The organism is Pseudomonas sp. 05T35 (genome assembly GCF_056396605.1).
Genome location: NZ_JBFTLU010000018.1, coordinates 1 through 15,635, shown reverse-complemented (window position 1 = coordinate 15,635; position 15,635 = coordinate 1). Strand labels below are relative to the sequence as shown.

Below are 15,635 nucleotides of genomic sequence, written 5' to 3'. Positions count from 1 at the left end.
GTTCAGGGCTCAGTGACGCAGCTTGTTGTGGTCCTGGCGCCATTGACTCAGCTCGATCACCTCGGCGCTGGGCAGCACAGGTTTTTCTTCAAGCGGGATCGGGTAGGGTGCCAATTCGATCTGCGCGCTGTGGGCACCGAATTGGGTAATGGTGCCGATGTGACGCGTTTCTCCGGTCACGGTGAACTCAAAGTTATACACACGTGCCAGACGTCGCCGCCCGTTGGCGTCCTTCACGAAGCCGATTTTTTTCAACGCCACATTGCCGTCGAGCAATTCGATGTCGAGTTTGGCGCAATGCCGCTTGACCCGTTCCAGGGCCCGCTCGCGCAAGCCATGGTTGTGCCACAGCCAGGCGGCACCGGTCGCCAGCAGCATCAGCACGAAGATATTTCCAAGGGTCAGCATGAACAGTGCTCCAACGAATTAGCATCAGCTTAACTGTGTCTCTAGTCTGTCGTACAGGCCGCGATTAGTCGCATACTGCGTGGCTCGAATTTCAATCGGTTTACGGATATCCCGCATGAAACGTACTCCTCATCTGCTTGCCATCCAGTCCCACGTGGTTTTCGGTCACGCCGGCAACAGCGCCGCGGTATTCCCGATGCAGCGGGTCGGGGTGAACGTCTGGCCGCTGAATACCGTGCAGTTCTCCAACCACACCCAATACGGCCAGTGGGCCGGTGAAGTGCTGGCGCCGCAGCAGATTCCCGATCTGGTAGAAGGGATTGCGGCGATTGGCGAGCTGGGCAATTGCGACGCCGTGCTGTCCGGTTATCTGGGCAGTGCCGCTCAAGGGCGGGCGATCCTTAGCGGTGTGGCGCGGATCAAGGCGATCAACCCCAGCGCCTTGTACCTGTGCGACCCGGTGATGGGGCATGCGGAGAAAGGTTGCATCGTACCGGCTGAAGTCAGCGACTTCCTGCTGGATGAAGCGGCGGCGGTGGCGGACTTCATGTGCCCGAATCAGTTGGAGCTGGACAGTTTCTCCGGTCGCAAGCCGCAGTCATTGTTCGATTGCCTGGCGATGGCTCGCGCGCTGCTGGCGCGTGGCCCGAAGGCGGTGCTGGTCAAGCATCTGGACTATCCCGGCAAGTTCGCGGAGAGCTTCGAGATGTTGCTGGTGACGGCCGAAGGCAGTTGGCATCTGCGTCGTCCATTGCTGGCGTTTCCACGTCAGCCGGTGGGCGTGGGCGACCTGACGTCGGGTCTGTTCCTGGCGCGGGTATTGTTGGGCGACAGTCTGGTCGCGGCCTTTGAGTTCGCAGCGTCCGCAGTGCATGAAGTGCTGCTGGAGACTCAGGCCAGCGCAAGCTATGAACTGGAGCTGGTGCGGGCTCAGGACCGTATTGCCCATCCTCGGGTGAAATTCGAGGCGACGGCGATCAGTCTGTAACGTCGTCGTGGCAGGAAAGATCGCAGCCTGCGGTAGTTTCTACAGAGGCTGCGATCTGCACGGTGTCAGGCGTCAGCCTTGATTTCGCGATAACGCTGATCCAGTTCCTGACGAATCTGCCGACGCTGTTTGGCTTGGGCGTATCGGCGTTTATCTTCGCTGTTCTGCGGTTGCAACGGCGGGACCGCCGCCGGCTTACGCTGATCGTCGACCGCGACCATGGTGAAGAAGCAGCTATTGGTGTGYCGTACCGAGCGCTCGCGGATGTTCTCGGTCACCACCTTGATGCCGACTTCCATCGAGGTATTGCCGGTGTAGTTGACCGAGGCCAGAAAGGTCACCAGCTCACCGACATGGATCGGTTCGCGAAAGATCACCTGATCTACCGACAGGGTTACCACGTAGCGCCCGGCATAACGGCTGGCGCAGGCGTAGGCGACTTCGTCGAGGTATTTGAGCAGGGTGCCGCCGTGGACATTGCCAGAGAAGTTGGCCATGTCGGGGGTCATCAATACCGTCATCGACAGCTGGGCGTTTCCGGGTTCCATAGCACACTACTCACGGTTCAAGGCTGGGATTGCGGGAGCACCTCTGTGGGTGCCTGGCTGGTTTTTCAAAACCACCGTTAACGGGACGCCACGCCGATGATGGCCGTCACGCCCGAATCGATCTGTTTCTATATATTGCACCGCCTTTGCGCCCTAAGTCGCGGTGTTACCCTTCAAAAGCCCACCTCAAGGGCCCTTTCATCCGATCTGGTAATCGCTCAACGACGTCAGCACACCCAACCGCCAAGGAGCCCTCGCCATGCATGCCATCAGTTTTATTCAGGATCTGGCAGTGATCATGCTGGTTGCGGGTGTGGTGACCATTGTTTTTCATCGGCTCAAACAGCCGGTCGTCCTTGGCTACATCGTTGCCGGTTTCATCATTGGCCCGCACACCCCGCCATTCGGATTGATCCACGACGAGCAAACCATCAAGACCCTTGCCGAACTCGGAGTGATTTTCCTGATGTTTTGCCTGGGCCTGGAGTTCAGCCTGCGCAAGCTGTTCAAGGTCGGTGCCACGGCGTTTATCGCGGCGTTCCTGGAAATCGTGCTGATGATCTGGATCGGCTACGAAATCGGTCGCTGGTTTGACTGGAGCACCATGGATTCGCTGTTCCTGGGCGCGATCCTGGCGATTTCCTCGACCACCATCATCGTCAAGGCGCTCAACGACCTGAAGATAAAGAACCAGCGCTTTGCCCAGCTGATCTTTGGGGTGTTGATCGTCGAAGACATCCTCGGCATCGGCATTATTGCCTTGCTTTCGAGTATCGCCGTCAGCGGCACCGTGAGCTCCGGCGAGGTGTTTTCCACGGTCGGCAAACTCTCGCTGTTCATGATCGTTGCACTGGTGATCGGCATCCTGCTGGTGCCGCGTTTACTGGCCTATGTGGCGAAGTTCGACAGCAACGAAATGCTGCTGATCACCGTGCTTGGCCTGTGTTTTGGCTTTTGCCTGCTGGTGGTCAAGCTTGAATACAGCATGGTGCTCGGGGCGTTTCTGATTGGCGCGATCATGGCTGAATCCCGGCAACTGGTGAAAATTGAGCGCCTGATCGAGCCGGTTCGCGACATGTTCAGTGCCATCTTCTTTGTTGCGATCGGTCTGATGATCGATCCACAGATTCTGCTTCAGTATGCCTGGCCGATTGCGGTGATTACCGTCGCAGTGGTGCTCGGCAAGATGCTCTCCTGCGGCCTCGGGGCGTTTATCGCCGGCAATGACGGACGCACCTCACTACGAGTCGGCATGGGCCTGTCGCAGATTGGCGAATTCTCTTTCATCATCGCGGCGCTGGGCATGACCTTGCAGGTCACCAGCGATTTCCTTTATCCAGTGGCGGTCGCTGTTTCGGCCATCACCACCTTGCTGACGCCGTACCTGATCCGTGCCGCCGATCCGCTTTCGTTGAAGCTGGCTGCAGTTATCCCGCAGCGTTTGGGTCGCGTGTTGGGGATGTATGGAGAGTGGCTGCGCAGCATTCAACCGCAGGGCGAGGGTGCGCAGCTGGCGTCGATGATTCGGCGGATTCTGTTGCAGGTCGGGGTCAATCTGGCGCTGGTGATGGCAATCTTCTTCTCGGGCAGTTTTTTTGCCGAGCGGATTTCCGGCTATCTGCATGCCTGGATCAATGATCCGAGCTGGCAGAAGGCACTGATCTGGGGTGGGGCGTTGCTGCTGTCGCTGCCATTCCTGATTGCCGCCTATCGCAAGCTGAAGGCGCTCTCGATGTTGCTGGCGGAAATGGGCGTGAAGCCGGAGATGGCGGGCCGCCACACGCAACGAGTGCGTCGGGTGATCGCCGAGGTGATCCCGATTCTCTCGCTGCTGGTGATTTTCCTGCTGCTGGCAGCCTTGTCGGCCAGTATCTTGCCGACCAACAAGTTGCTGGTACTGATTGCCGTCGTAACCGCCACAGTGGCGGCCTTGCTCTGGCGCTGGTTCATCCGCGTACACACGCGGATGCAGGTCGCCCTGCTGGAAACCCTGGATAACCACAAGGATTCGTCCGGGCATTGAGGGCTGGTTAACGAGCCGTAGCAGCTGGTGTAGCTTGCGTCCGGTTGCGTAGCGACCGTAAACCGGGCCACTCGGTTAACCTGAAACACCTCTTTGCCTGATTTTACGACTGCTACGCAGCCGGACGCAGGCTACGCCAGCTGCTACAGACCACGGCAGATCAGCTTTCCAGCCAGACGTCCCGGGCCCAGTGCCACACCGATTCCCAGGTTTCTTCGGCCAACAGCTCTTCTTCGGCCAGCCACAGCACCACGGTGCCGTCTTCTTCGACCAGGTAGTAGTTGTCACCGTCCTGGCAGATCGGAATCATGCTGCGATCAACACCGGCATCCCAGGCGTTGGCGGCAACGTCCGGCAGGTAGGTGTGCGATTGCGGGTCGGTGACAGTCACCGGTTCCAGGCTGCCGTACACGACGTCGCTGACGGTCAGCAGGAATTCTCTGAAGACGAACGGGATATCGATGAACAGTTGTTCTTCGATTTCCACCAGCAGGTCTTCGTCTGGCAGCTCCAAGGGCACCGGTACCGGTTCGTTGGCTTCTCGCAGTTGTTCGATGATTTCTTCCACGTCCGGGATCCTCTTGCTCAATGGCGCGGTTTGGTTGGGGCGGTTTATACAGTAGCTCGCTATAGATGCAACTGCGAAATAGAAAACCCCAGACAAGTCCGGGGTTTTTATTACAGCATGCGAAACGAGGGCGGTATTAGCCGTTCTGACGGATACCAGCCACCAGCCAAGGCTGGTTTTCGCCTTGCGGACGTTCCATGTTCCAGCTTTCGCTGAACACTTCGCCCTGGTCGAAGCGCGAGTTTTTCGACACGCCCGTGAAGGTCAGGGTGGCGATGGTCTTGTCTGCGCGATCATCCACGCCGTCCAGTTGAACGTGGAGGTTGTCGATGTAGGTGGACTGGAAGCCGTCACCCAGATCGGCACGTTCGCGTTTGAGGAACTCCAGCATTTGCGGGGTCACGAACTCGGCGATCTTGTCCATTTCGTTGGCGTCCCAGTGCTGTTGCAGGGACTGGAAGTGGTTGCGTGCGGCTTCAACGAAGCGCTCTTCGTTGAACCAGGCCGGAGCGTTAATCACCGGACGAGCGGCAGCAGGGGCAGCCGAACCGCCGAAGATCGAACCCATGGCCGGCTTCTGTTCGTACACTTCACGCTGCATTGGCGCGCCCGCAGGGGCCATATGCTCTTGTTGCTTGCGGCGACGAGCGGCGATGAAGCGGAAGATCACGAACCCGATGACCGCCATGATCAGGATGTCGAAAATCTGCATGCCCTGGAAGCCGCCACCCATGAACATGGAGGCCAGCAGGCCGCCGGCAGCGATACCGGCCAGAGGGCCGAGCCAGCGCGAAGCACCGCCAGCTTTGGCGGCAGCGCCYGCGGCACCCGCAGCACCGGCGGTCGCGGCAGCAGAACCCATGCCTGGCGAGGACGGCGCCATTTGGCTGGTCTGGTGGGTAGGCGCAGCGCCTACGCTTTTGCCGCCACCGAAGCGCTTGGCGTTGGCGTCGAGGCTCATCGTCAGRCCGATGCACAGCGCCAGGGCGATGCTAAGAAAACGTTTCATAAAGGGAATTCCCATTTGTGGATGGCACGCGCGCCATGTTGCACAGGTGAAGTGACACTGGCTAGCGGCAGAGTGTTTCGGGCTTTTGCCTGACAGGCTGCGTTCAGCTCCGTCGGTACAAGTAGGCGCCTAAATCTTTGTTTGTAGGGCAAGTGGATTGGTTGAGCAGGAACATTGCTTAACGTCGCAATGCCAACATCACCACGCCTGCCGTGATCAGACCGATTCCACCCCATTGGCGCAGGTCCAGCCGCTCACCCAGCAATACCGCGCCCAGCACGGCCACCAGCACCACACTGAGTTTGTCGACGGGTGCTACCAGCGAGGCTGGCCCGAGTTTCAGCGCACGGAAGTAGCAAATCCACGAGGCACCGGTTGCCAGGCCAGACAGCAGCAGGAACAGGTAGCTCTTGGCGGATATCGATCCTAATGACTGATATTRGCCCGTTGCGTACAAAATCAAGGCCAGGCTGACTAATACCACGATCGTGCGTAGCAGCGTGGCGAAGTCCGAGTTGACGTTTTCGATGCCGACCTTGGCGAAAATCGCCGTCAGCGCTGCGAATGCCGCGGATAACAGGGCCCAGAATGTCCAGGAAGAAAAGAAGCCCGAGCCCATGTGTATTGCGCCTTCTATCAGATCAACCTGTGGGAGCCTGCAGTTGGATACAACGCAAGATTTTGTGGGAGCGAGCCTGCTCGCGATGGCGGCACTGCGGAGTATCGGAGCACCGCGTCATCGTTCATCGCGAGCAGGCTCGCTCCCACAGAAAGCTATCAGACAGATAGCCGTTAGATGGCCTCGAGCTTGGCGTAGCCGAGCATCAGCCACTTGCTGCCTTCGCTGAAGTTCACTTGCACCCGGGCCTGCGCACCGGCGCCTTCAAAGTTGAGGATCACCCCTTCACCGAAGACTGCATGTTGCACTTGCTGACCGAGGCTGAACGCGGTTTCCGGGATTTCCGTGCCGGCGAACATGCTGCTCGAGCTTTGCTTCTGGCCGCCACCGAATGGACGGCTGACGCTGTTGGACAGCCGCACTTCCTGAATAAGGCCTTTAGGTACTTCACGTACGAAGCGTGAAACCTTGTTGTAGGTTTCGCTGCCGTACAGGCGTCGGGTTTCGGCGTAGGTCATCACCAGGTTTTGCATGGCCCGGGTAATGCCGACATAAGCCAGACGGCGTTCCTCTTCAAGGCGGCCGGGCTCTTCCAGGCTCATCTTGTGCGGGAACAGGCCTTCTTCCATGCCCACCAGGAACACGTAAGGGAACTCCAGGCCTTTGGCGCTGTGCAAGGTCATCAGCTGAATGCTGTCTTCATGCTCGTCGGCCTGGGTGTCGCCGGCCTCCAGCGAGGCATGGCCGAGGAACGCGGCCAGTGGCGTCAGGTCTTCGTCTTCCTCGGCGCTTTCAAAGTTGCGCGCCGCACTGACCAGTTCCTCAAGGTTTTCTACCCGCGCCTGACCTTTCTCGCCTTTTTCCGCTTGGTGATAGGCAATCAGGCCGGACTGCTCGATGACGGTCTGAGTCATCAGGTGCAGTGGCATTTCAGCGGTGGTGGTCGCCAAGTGCTCGATCAACTCGATGAACGCACCCAGTGCGCCGGCTGCGCGGCCGGTTAGGCCTTTATTGGTCACCAGCTGACGCATGGCTTCCCACATCGACACATCGCTGTGACGAGCGTGGTCGCGGATCGCTTCGACGGTTTTTTCGCCGATGCCACGGGCTGGAACGTTGATCACCCGTTCCAGCGCCGCATCGTTGCCACGGCCTTCGAGCAACCGCAGGTAAGCCATGGCGTTCTTGATTTCAGCCCGCTCGAAGAAGCGCTGGCCGCCATAGATGCGGTAAGGAATGCGTTCACGCAGTAAAGCTTCTTCCAAAACCCGCGATTGGGCGTTGGAGCGATACAAAATCGCGATATCGCTGCGCGCCATGCCGGTTTTCAGCGCACTTTCGATGGTTTCCACCACGTAGCGTGCTTCGTCATGTTCGTTGAACGCGGCGTACAGGTTGATCGCTTCGCCTTCGCCGCCGTCGGTCCACAGCTCTTTGCCCAGACGCCCGGTGTTGTTGGCGATCAAGGCGTTGGCGGCCTTGAGGATCCCGGCGGTGGAGCGGTAGTTCTGTTCCAGGCGAATGACTTCCGCGTCCGGGAAGTCGGCCGAATACTGGTGAATGTTCTCGATTTTCGCGCCGCGCCAGCCGTAGATCGACTGATCGTCGTCGCCAACCACCATCAGGCTGTCGCCGCCCTTGGCCAGCAGACGCAACCAGGCGTACTGCACGGCGTTGGTGTCCTGGAATTCGTCCACCAGCACATGGCGGAAACGTTTCTGATAATGAGCCAGCAGGCCCGGATGATCGCGCCACAGGTCGAGGGCGCGCAGCAGCAGTTCGGAGAAGTCGATGACGCCCGCGCGCAGGCACGCGGCCTCATAGGCTTCATAGATGCTGCGCATGGTGGCCAGGAACAGATCGCCGCTGGCTTGAATATGTTGTGGGCGCAGGCCTTCGTCTTTCTGCCCGTTGATGAACCATTGGGCCTGACGGGCCGGCCAGCGTTGCTCGTCGAGGCCCAGTTCGCGGATCACCCGCTTGACCAGACGTTGCTGGTCATCGCTGTCGAGGATCTGGAAAGTCTGGCTCAGGCCGGCTTCCTGCCAGTGCGCCCGCAGCAAGCGGTGCGCCAGGCCGTGGAAGGTGCCGACCCACATGCCGGCCGGGTTGATACCCATCAGCTGCTCGATGCGATGGCGCATCTCGGCGGCGGCCTTGTTGGTGAAGGTCACCGACAGGATCGAGTGTGGCGAGGCGTTCTCGACCTGGATCAACCAGGCGATACGGTGCACCAGCACACGGGTTTTACCGGAACCAGCACCGGCCAGGACCAACTGACGACCCACGGAGGCAGCTACGGCCTGACGTTGGGCATCGTTGAGGGAGTTCAGCAGAAGGGAGAGATCATCGCGCATCAGGGCATTCTAGGGCGCCGCGCCACACCGGGCAAACCGAGCTTTGCATTAACCGATGAAAGAAGCGCAGGGGACGACCGGTCAGTCATTCGTTGCAAGCCCTGATAGGCCGCGCTTCTGTGGTTTTGAACGCTGGCAACGGGCCATTTGTTTTGTCGGTTTTATGATCTGGAGCAGTTTGGTCCGGGCCATTGCTTGTGTATGCTCCATCGACATTTCGGGTTCATCACGCTCACCCTTATAAGAACAAGAATATTGCCTATGACCCTCAGCCCCAGCCTGTCGGGCCCTTCTGTGGAACCGCGGGTTATCCGCAAACAGTACGCCATGGAGATGGCGGTCGAGCGCACGCGTCTGCTGTATCAGGGCTCGTTGCTGCCCACGCTGTTCATGTTGATCAATGGTCTGGTCTGCGCCGGGTTGCTCTGGAACCCGCAGCGCTACTTCCTGGTGAGCATCTGGCTGATCTGGTTACTGTCGCTGGTGGCGCTGCGGGTGATTCAGGTCGCAGCCTTCGACTCGGCGATGCCCAGTCGTCAGGCGCAGCCAGTCTGGCGTCGAATGTTTCTGCTGGGTTCGGCCATGACCGGCCTGACGCTGGCCGGTGCCGGTATTGCCCTGGTGCCCACCGACAGCTTCCTGCAACAAGCCTGGGTATTCGGCCTGATCGGCGCGGCAACCCTCTCGGCCAGTGTCGCCWATGCGGTGAGCCTGCCGGCCTTCCTGTCGTTCACCTTGCCGTGTCTGTTACCGGCGATCGGTTATTTGTTCTGGGGCGGCGATGAACAGCAGCAAGGCTGGGGTTGGCTCGGGCTGATTCTGTTGGGCTCTCTCAGTGTGGTCGCGTGGCAGGTCAACCGGCTGATCCAGCACGGCTTGATGCGGCGTTTCCAGAATCAGGCACTGATCGAGCACTTGCAGCAGGCACAAAGCCACAGCGAGCAGCTTAATCAGGAGTTGGCGCGGGAAATCGAACAGCGTCGCCACGCCGAAGAAGAACTGCGTGAGGCTCAGGTCGGTCTCGAAAGCAGGGTGGCCCAGCGGAGCCGCGAACTGGACGCCGCCAACCAGGCCCTGAGTAAGAGCGAAGCGCGGCTGGCGCTGGCGTTGAAGGCCAGTGAGCTGGGTCTCTRGGACTGGAACCTGCAAACCGATGAGGTGCATCACACCCAACTCAAGGAGTTGTTCGGCATTGAGCCGGAATTCGTCACGGCGATGCTCAGTCATTTGAAACCGCGCCTGCACCCGCAGGACTTGCCGCCGCTGCGGCGGGCGCTGGTCGAGCATTTGAAGGGCCGCACCGAGGATTATCAGATCGAATACCGCGTGCGCCATGGCGATGGCCACTGGGTCTGGATCGAAGACCGCGGGCGGGCAGTGGAGAGGGGGGCCAATGGTCGGGTGATCCGGATGGTCGGCACTCGGCGTGACATCAGCGTCAGTAAAGGGCTTGAAGAGCAGCGACAACTGGCGGCGACGGTATTTGAAGCCGCCAGCGAAGGCATTGTGATTTTCGACCCGGATTACGCCCTGATCGCGGTCAATCAGGCGTTCAGCCGGGTCACCGGGTATCAGATTGAAGATTTGCTGGGGCGCAATGTGGTCGAGCTGCCGTGCAGTCGTGACGCCCGGCGGCACTACTCGGTGATCCATCAGGCGCTGGAACAGCAGGGCAGTTGGCAGGGTGAGTTGGTGGAGGCGCGCAAAAACGGCGAGCTCTATCCACAATGGCTGCAACTGAACGTGGTGCGCGATTCTCGGGGAAATGTCAGTCATATCGTGGGCTTTTTCGCCGATCTGTCAGCCCGCCGTGAATCCGAAGAGCGCATGCGCTACCTGACCCACTACGACGAACTGACCGGGCTGGCCAACCGCTCATTGTTCCGCGAGCGCCTGCATGAAGCCCATCAACGCGTGCGCCAGGGCGGCCGGAGCCTGGCGCTGCTGCACATCAACCTGGACCGCTTCAAATTGCTCAACGACAGCCTCGGCCATGAAGTCGCCGATCAGATGCTGCAGAAAATGGCTCGGCGTCTGGTCAATGCGCTGCCGGAGGCCGACACCATTGCGCGTTTGTCCGGCGACGAGTTCGCGGTGCTGTTCGACGCTTATGGCAACCTGTCGAGCCTGGCGCGGGTCGCCACCCGATTGTCGGCCAAGTTGCGCTTGCCGCTGACTGTTGAAGGGCATGAGCTGGTGGTCAGTGCGTCGATGGGCATCAGCATGTTGCCGGACAACGCGCGGGAAATTTCCGCGCTGGTCAGCCAGTCAAACATGGCCATGCAACATGCCAAGCATCTGGGCGGGAACAATTTCCAGTTTTACACCGACAGCCTGCAGGCCAGCACCCTTGAGCGCTTGCAGCTGGAGAACCAACTGCGCAAGGCCATCGAAGAGAAGCAGTTGAAAGTGTTTTACCAACCGAAACTCTGCCTCGCGACTGGCCGGCTGAACGCCGCCGAAGCGTTGGTGCGCTGGGATCATCCGACCATGGGGCGGGTTCCGCCGGGGGATTTTATCGGTCTGGCAGAGGAAGTCGGGTTGATCGGCGCCATTGGCGAATTCGTGCTGCGCCAGGCCTGTTGGCAAGCGTGCGAGTGGCAGCGTCAGGGACTGGAGCCGATTCGGGTTTCGGTCAATCTGTCGGTCCACCAGTTGCGTCAGGGCAAGCTGGTCAGCCTGGTGCGCCAGGTGCTTGAAGAAACCGGCCTGGCGCCGCACTACCTCGAACTGGAGCTGACGGAAAGCCAATTGCTGGACAGCGTCGAACACATCATCGCGACCTTCCAGCAGTTGCGCGATCTGGGTGTGAAGCTGGCGATCGACGACTTYGGCACGGGSTATTCGTCGCTGAGCTACCTCAAGCGCATTCCCGTGGACTACGTGAAGATCGATCAGGCGTTTATCCGTGGGTTGGGTGAGGGCGGTGAAGACGCGGCGATCACCCGGGCAATCATTGCCATGGCGCATGGGCTTTCGCTGAAAGTGGTGGCGGAAGGTGTGGAAACCGCGGAGCAGCTGGCATTCCTTGAGGCTGAGTCCTGCGATGAGGTGCAGGGCTATCTGATCAGCCGTCCGGTGGAGGCGTTCAAGCTTGCGAACTTGTTAAGGGGGGAGCGCCCGGAGTGAGTTTTATTTCTTTATGTACGGAAAAAGCCTGCCAGTTAATATGATTAGCCTGGCAGGAAAAGACTTGGGGATAATGAGTGTCTTTTTATCTTAATGGGTGATCATGACGTCTTTGATATGGTGCAGAAGTTTGCCTTCGAAGAAAATGCTTACACCGGTAACATGTGAGTCACCCAGGCTTTTATAGGTGACGGCTTTTTCTGTTTCGACCTGAGTTGTAATGTCGCCAGAGTTTTTAAGTTCCAGGTCAAGTCTCAGATTGAAAGACTTGTCCTGCATTGGGCTCAGTATCAACGTCGGTATAATGCCGGGATGCGCCACGGTCACGGTCCCGTAAGTGCGGAAGAAGAGGTCCTTCGGCATACGGTTGATTTGTGCTACCCAGTCACTGTTTTTAATAGTCATATTTAGTATTCCATAAGTTAAAGTTTGAGTGCTTCCTGCCCGATCATTATTAGCGTGAAGTGTTTTATTTGTGGAGTGGTATATCTATTCAAGTTGTAAGTGTGTTCGTGTGTCGAGGGTTGGTTTGGTCTTGGTTGACTTTGTTAGTTTGGTGTAAGTGCAGGTGCCAGCAGTGAAGGCCGAGGAGGGGTGATAGTTTTTGTTTCAAGCTGTGATGGGGATGAAGGCGCTTCGGGGGGGTTGAAAACGGCAGTGACTGCTTGCAGGTGGGGTCACGTRCGAAGGCAGCTACATCCCGTATGCATGGCCAAAACCATGGGCAGCACAGGCATTGAGTTACGGATTGAACAGGCAAAAAGCGAATTCTTGTAGTATAACTACAAAATTGCTACATCCCCGGCGTCAGCCAATAACAATGAGTCCTGCCCTTTGAACCTGTTGCAGCACATCGCCCAGTCACGCCATCTGTTACGCAAGTCGGAGCTCAAGGTCGCCGATCATGTGCTGCTTGATCCTGCGGCTGTGATGCACAGTTCCATGGCCGATCTTGCCCACAGTGTCGGCATCAGCGAGCCGACCATCGTGCGCTTCTGTCGGGCCATCGGTTGTTCGGGCTTTCAGGACTTGAAGCTGAAACTGGCGCAAAGCCTGGCAGCAGGGGCGAGTTTCGGGCAATTCGCGATTCACGAAGACGACTCGGTCGCCGACTACAGCCTGAAAATTTTCGACACCACCCTGCACACCCTGATGGAAGTTCGCGAGAAGCTCGACCCGTTGGAGTTGCAGAGGGCTGTGACCCTCATGTCCCAGGCTCAGCGCGTCGAGTTCTATGGTTTTGGTGCGTCCGGCGCGGTGGCGGCGGATGCCCAGCATAAATTCTTCCGGTTGCTGCTGACGGCTGCGGCCTATTCTGACCCGCACATGCAGGCGATGTCGGCGGTCACGCTGAAGCCGACGGACGTGGCGATCTGCATTTCCCAGTCCGGCCGCTCCAAGGACCTGTTGATCACCGCCAACCTGGTGCGTGAAAGCGGTGCTTCGCTGATCACGTTGTGCCCAAGCCAGACCCCGTTGGCCGAGCTGTCGACCGTCAACCTGGCTATCGATGTGCACGAAGACACCGAAATCTATACGCCGCTGACCTCGCGTATCGCGCACCTGGTGGTGATCGACGTGCTGGCCATGGGCGTGGCCATGGCGCGTGGGCCGAGCCTGGTCAACCACCTCAAGAGCGTCAAACGTAGCCTTYGCAGCTTGCGTCTGTCGCCCAAGTCGGTCAAAGCCCTCGACGATTGATCCGAGATTGCTGGAAGGTCGTTCCGACCTTAATCGCGAGCAGGCTCGCTCCCACAAATAGATCGGCTGTGTTGCGCAATTCGTGCGTACACCACAGAACCTGTGGGAGCGAGCCTGCTCGCGATGGCGTCCTCGAAAGCGCCGAAAGTTCACATCCCTGTAATCCCCGCGCCGCCAAACCGTCATCCCCCGCGCCTATCTTGAAACTCCCGTACTCGCCTTGGGAGACTCGAAATGGCCCAGCACTACGAAGAACGCAACAGCGCAGTCAAAACCCGCCGTCAGCAAGAAGACCAGCGTCGCATGGCGTTTCGCCGCGCGATTGAAGATCGTTGCGAGCACCGCCAGCTTCTGGCCGAGATCGGTGAATACCCGGATCTGGAACTTAATTACTGGCAGGCAAAACCGGCAGCTTCGCGTCGAAACGCTCAACCAGCGCGCTGATCTGCACCCGTTCACTGCGGATAAACGCCAGGAACGCATGCGCTACCGGTGACAGGCGTTTGGCCTTGGCCTGCACCAGGCACCAGCTGCGGTACAACGGCAGCTCTTCGACCGGCAGCTCTTTGAGCCCGCCGGTCGCCAACTCCAGGTTCAGGGCGTGGCGCGTCAACAAGGCCAGGCCCAGACCCGCCACCACGCATTCGCGCTGGGCTTCGGCCGACGAGACTTCCTGGGTCTGGTTGAAGTGCACGCGCTTCTCTTTGAAATACTCCTCGCACGCCAGCCGTGTCCCGGAGCCCGGTTCGCGCAATAGCAGTGTGTAGGGCTCAAGATCCTGCAAGCGCAGCGGTCCCATGTGGCACAGCGGATGATCCGGTGGCGCGACGGCAACGATCGGGTTGTTGAGGAAGGGCAGGAACTCCAGGCCCATGTCCTGCGGCACCATGGACATGATCACCAGGTCGTCGCGGTTGTCGGACAGGCGCCGGATCACCTGTCCCCGATTGACCACCGTCAGCTGCAGGTTCACTTCCGGGTGCTGGCGCTTGAAGGCGGCAAACAAGTGCGGTACGAAGTACTTGGCGCTGGATTCCACTGCCAGTTTCAGCTGACCTTGCAATGAACCTTGCATGTCCGAGAGCTGCATATCGAGGTTTTCCAGGCGCCCGAAAATATCCCGACTGGCGCGCTGTAACGCTTCAGCCGCTTCGGTCATGTAGAGCTTTTTGCCGACGTAATCGAACAAAGGCTGACCAATCAGCTCTTCAAGCTGACGAATCTGTAGGCTGACGGCCGGTTGTGTGAGCGACATTTCGTCGGCTGCGCGGCTGTAGGAACGCAAATCGCAGACTTCATTGAAGATCTGAAGCTGGCGTAATGTCATACGCATCAAAGACTTACGCATAATCTAGAGACTCTGGTCACAAGCGGGTCTCTCAACTATAAGCCTTTGCTTATGCCTAACCCAATTATTATTGATTTTTGTTAATCCCTTGAGCGGGCTAGTGTGACTACGCGACTGGCTTGAAACATTTAGTCACGCGCCGACCCAGTCCAAGGTCGTGGGTAGCAACCGGCTCAAGGGAACCTCCAAGTGATAAAAAAGATCCTGATTGCCAACCGTGGTGAGATTGCCGTACGAATCGTACGTGCCTGCGCCGAGATGGGCATTCGTTCGGTCGCGATCTATTCCGACGCCGATCGCCATGCGTTGCATGTCAAACGTGCCGATGAAGCCCACAGCATTGGTGCCGAGCCACTGGCCGGTTACCTGAACCCGCGCAAGCTGGTGAACCTCGCGGTGGAAACCGGTTGCGACGCGTTGCACCCAGGTTACGGCTTTCTTTCGGAAAACGCCGAGCTGGCGGATATCTGCGCCGAGCGCGGTATCAAATTCATTGGTCCGTCGGCAGAAGTCATTCGCCGCATGGGCGACAAGACCGAAGCCCGCCGCAGCATGATCAAGGCTGGCGTGCCGGTCACTCCGGGCACTGAAGGCAACGTCGCCGACATCGCCGAAGCCCTGGCCGAAGGCGATCGCATCGGTTACCCGGTGATGCTCAAGGCCACCTCCGGTGGTGGTGGTCGCGGGATTCGTCGCTGCAACAGCCGCGATGAGCTCGAACAAGCTTTCCCGCGGGTGATTTCCGAAGCGACCAAGGCCTTTGGTTCGGCGGAAGTCTTCCTCGAAAAATGCATCGTCAATCCCAAGCACATCGAAGCGCAGATCCTGGGTGACAGTTTCGGCAGCGTGGTGCACCTGTTCGAGCGTGATTGCTCGATCCAGCGTCGCAACCAGAAGCTGATCGAGATCGCCCCGAGCCCGCAACTGACGCCAGAAC

General features: G+C 58.9%; 14 protein-coding genes. 6 read left to right on the top strand and 8 right to left on the bottom strand.

All coding sequences use genetic code 11. The annotated features are described in order from the left end of the window. Positions 1 to 9: 9 nt before the first annotated feature. Entirely contained in the window at positions 10 to 408 is a 399-nt protein-coding gene (locus tag AC1DH9_RS02405) for a DUF3301 domain-containing protein (RefSeq protein ID WP_427541295.1), read from the bottom strand. Positions 409 to 523: 115 nt separating this feature from the next. Here AC1DH9_RS02405 and pdxY point away from each other — a divergent pair, with 115 nt between their 5' ends. After that, positions 524 to 1,396, top strand: coding sequence for a pyridoxal kinase PdxY (pdxY, locus tag AC1DH9_RS02400; RefSeq protein ID WP_427541292.1), 873 nt, complete (start codon positions 524 to 526; stop codon positions 1,394 to 1,396). Positions 1,397 to 1,461: 65 nt separating this feature from the next. Here pdxY and AC1DH9_RS02395 read toward each other — a convergent pair whose 3' ends face one another. Continuing rightward, the gene (locus AC1DH9_RS02395; protein WP_019694342.1) at positions 1,462 to 1,944 is read right to left on the bottom strand and encodes an acyl-CoA thioesterase; all 483 of its coding nucleotides are present in this window, start codon (positions 1,942 to 1,944) and stop codon (positions 1,462 to 1,464) included. Between the two features lie 259 nt (positions 1,945 to 2,203). Between AC1DH9_RS02395 and AC1DH9_RS02390 the strand changes: the two genes are divergently transcribed. Then, on the top strand, positions 2,204 to 3,967 hold the full coding sequence (locus AC1DH9_RS02390) for a cation:proton antiporter (RefSeq protein ID WP_427541289.1): 1,764 nt from the start codon (positions 2,204 to 2,206) through the stop codon (positions 3,965 to 3,967). A 160-nt stretch (positions 3,968 to 4,127) separates the two neighbouring features. Here AC1DH9_RS02390 and AC1DH9_RS02385 read toward each other — a convergent pair whose 3' ends face one another. The 4 genes from AC1DH9_RS02385 to uvrD all read right to left on the bottom strand — a co-directional run bounded on the left by AC1DH9_RS02385 (position 4,128) and on the right by uvrD (position 8,520). After that, positions 4,128 to 4,535, bottom strand: a complete 408-nt coding sequence (locus tag AC1DH9_RS02385; protein WP_019694340.1) for an SMI1/KNR4 family protein — start codon at positions 4,533 to 4,535, stop codon at positions 4,128 to 4,130. Between the two features lie 136 nt (positions 4,536 to 4,671). Then, positions 4,672 to 5,544, bottom strand: a complete 873-nt coding sequence (locus tag AC1DH9_RS02380) for a Tim44 domain-containing protein (protein ID WP_123584394.1) — start codon at positions 5,542 to 5,544, stop codon at positions 4,672 to 4,674. A 178-nt stretch (positions 5,545 to 5,722) separates the two neighbouring features. After that, the gene (locus AC1DH9_RS02375) at positions 5,723 to 6,163 is read right to left on the bottom strand and encodes an EamA family transporter (RefSeq protein ID WP_477807747.1); all 441 of its coding nucleotides are present in this window, start codon (positions 6,161 to 6,163) and stop codon (positions 5,723 to 5,725) included. Between the two features lie 173 nt (positions 6,164 to 6,336). Further along, positions 6,337 to 8,520: a DNA helicase II gene (uvrD, locus tag AC1DH9_RS02370; protein ID WP_427532878.1), complete on the bottom strand. Its 2,184-nt coding sequence runs from the start codon at positions 8,518 to 8,520 to the stop codon at positions 6,337 to 6,339. A 261-nt stretch (positions 8,521 to 8,781) separates the two neighbouring features. On the opposite strand from uvrD, the gene AC1DH9_RS02365 reads away from it, so the two are divergent. Next, a complete protein-coding gene (locus AC1DH9_RS02365) occupies positions 8,782 to 11,649 on the top strand; it encodes a putative bifunctional diguanylate cyclase/phosphodiesterase (protein ID WP_477807746.1) in 2,868 nt (955 codons plus the stop codon). A 90-nt stretch (positions 11,650 to 11,739) separates the two neighbouring features. Here the strand turns inward: AC1DH9_RS02365 and AC1DH9_RS02360 are convergent, their stop codons facing one another. Further along, on the bottom strand, positions 11,740 to 12,054 hold the full coding sequence (locus AC1DH9_RS02360; protein ID WP_427541282.1) for a hypothetical protein: 315 nt from the start codon (positions 12,052 to 12,054) through the stop codon (positions 11,740 to 11,742). Between the two features lie 429 nt (positions 12,055 to 12,483). Between AC1DH9_RS02360 and hexR the strand changes: the two genes are divergently transcribed. After that, positions 12,484 to 13,350 (top strand): transcriptional regulator HexR, encoded by an 867-nt coding sequence (gene hexR, locus AC1DH9_RS02355; RefSeq protein ID WP_477807745.1) that lies wholly within the window; start codon positions 12,484 to 12,486, stop codon positions 13,348 to 13,350. Between the two features lie 234 nt (positions 13,351 to 13,584). Further along, on the top strand, positions 13,585 to 13,794 hold the full coding sequence (locus AC1DH9_RS02350) for a PA3496 family putative envelope integrity protein (protein WP_427541279.1): 210 nt from the start codon (positions 13,585 to 13,587) through the stop codon (positions 13,792 to 13,794). Here AC1DH9_RS02350 and AC1DH9_RS02345 read toward each other — a convergent pair. Next, positions 13,736 to 14,698, bottom strand: a complete 963-nt coding sequence (locus AC1DH9_RS02345) for a LysR family transcriptional regulator (protein ID WP_427541276.1) — start codon at positions 14,696 to 14,698, stop codon at positions 13,736 to 13,738. The two genes, AC1DH9_RS02350 and AC1DH9_RS02345, sit on opposite strands and share 59 nt — an antisense overlap. A 189-nt stretch (positions 14,699 to 14,887) precedes the next feature. Here AC1DH9_RS02345 and AC1DH9_RS02340 point away from each other — a divergent pair. Beyond that, a partial coding sequence (locus AC1DH9_RS02340; RefSeq protein WP_477807744.1) for a biotin carboxylase N-terminal domain-containing protein occupies positions 14,888 to 15,635 on the top strand: 748 nt, incomplete at its 3' end.